Consider the following 1,436-nt stretch of genomic DNA (forward strand, 5'->3'; position numbering starts at 1 on the left):
CGGTCAAGTCCCGTGGTGTGGTGTCACTCCGGTTGTTTCCTGTGGTGGGTGATGGTCAGGCGGTGAGGTAGAGCTCGGGGCGTGCGGGTTCGGTGTGCTCGTTGAGGGTGTGGACGAGTTTGCGCATGGAGATGTCGGAGAAGTAGCGGCGTTCGCCGTAGGACCATTCCTCGTGCTGCTCCTGCAGGACGGCGCCGATGAGGCGGGTGACGCTGCCCTGGTCGGGGAAGATCTGCACGACGTCGGCGCGGCGTTTGATCTCTCGGTTGAGACGTTCGATCGGATTGTTCGACCAGACCTTCTGCCAGTGCTCGCGCGGCAGTGGCGCGAACGCGGTGAGGTCGGGTTCTGCGGCCTCGAGCATGGCCGCGATCTCGGGGAACGATGAGCGGAGGCTGTCGGTGACGGCCTTGTATTGCGCGGTGACGGCTTCGGTCGTGGTCTGCGCGAAGATCGTCGAGATCAGCGCATTGACGGGCTTGGAACGCGCGGATCCGATCTTCTGGGTGACGTTGCGGGCGAAATGGACCCGGCATCGTTGCCATCCGGATCCGGGCAGGATCGCTTTCACCGCGGCTTTCAGCCCGGCGTGCGCATCGGAGGTGACCAGCGCGACGCCGAACGGATCGGCGTCGGTGGCGACCTTCAGTCCTCGGTCCCGGAGGGAGCGGAGGAACTCGGTCCAGAAGTCGGTGTTCTCCGCGTCGCCGAGCGCCATCCCGAGGATCTCCCGCCGGCCCTCTCCGGAGACGCCGGTGGCCACGACGACGAGGGCTTGGGAGACGACCCGGCCGCGGTGGCGGACGTCGAGGTAAGTGGCGTCCAGGAACAGGTAGGGGAACCAGGTGTGATCGATCCGGCGGTGCAGGAACTCCTGCACCGACTCGTCGATCTCCCCGCAGATCCGCGACACCGTCGACCGGGAGATGCCGGTGTCGTTGCCCAGCGCCCGGACAAGCTGATCGACTTTGCGGGTGCTGACCCCGTCGATCCAGGCCTGGCAGATCACCGCGTAGAGTGCCTTGTCGACCCGGCGCCGCGGACTAAGCAGCGACGGGAAGAACGATCCCTCGCGCAGCTTCGGAATCTGAAGGTCGACCTCCCCAGCCGGGGTCGCGAGGGTCTTCGGGCGGGTGCCGTTACGACGTGTGGTCCGCTCCGGGGTGCGCTCGTGCGGCGCCGCGCCGATCTTCACCGTCGCTTCCGCGTTGATCAGGTCCTGCAGGCCGGCCTGCAGCATCCGTCGGAACACGTCCGAGTGGGCGAGGTCGGGATCGGCGAGGACTTCGCCGATCAGGGTCGTCAGGGCAGACTGGTGGTGGGTCATCGTGGGATCTCTGCTTTGCTTCTTGCCGGAAACAACTGGTCATCCCACGGTGGCCCTTCGACGACGAGACCCCCGCGGGAAGTGACACCACGCTATGGGACTCACCCCG

Annotated in this window: 1 protein-coding gene; it reads right to left on the bottom strand. The window is 66.4% G+C overall.

The window, feature by feature from the left end; genetic code table 11:
• Positions 1 to 55: 55 nt before the first annotated feature.
• Positions 56 to 1,327: an IS256 family transposase gene (locus tag AC3ENQ_RS14045; RefSeq protein ID WP_431805356.1), complete on the bottom strand. Its 1,272-nt coding sequence runs from the start codon at positions 1,325 to 1,327 to the stop codon at positions 56 to 58.
• Positions 1,328 to 1,436 lie beyond the last annotated feature (109 nt).

It is taken from the genome of Microbacterium sp. bgisy203 (assembly GCF_057706945.1).

Excerpts from the sequence above, each read along its gene's own strand:
- AC3ENQ_RS14045 (WP_431805356.1), bottom strand. The coding sequence starts at position 1,327 with ATGACCCACCACCAGTCTGCCCTGACGACCCTGATCGGCGAAGTCCTC.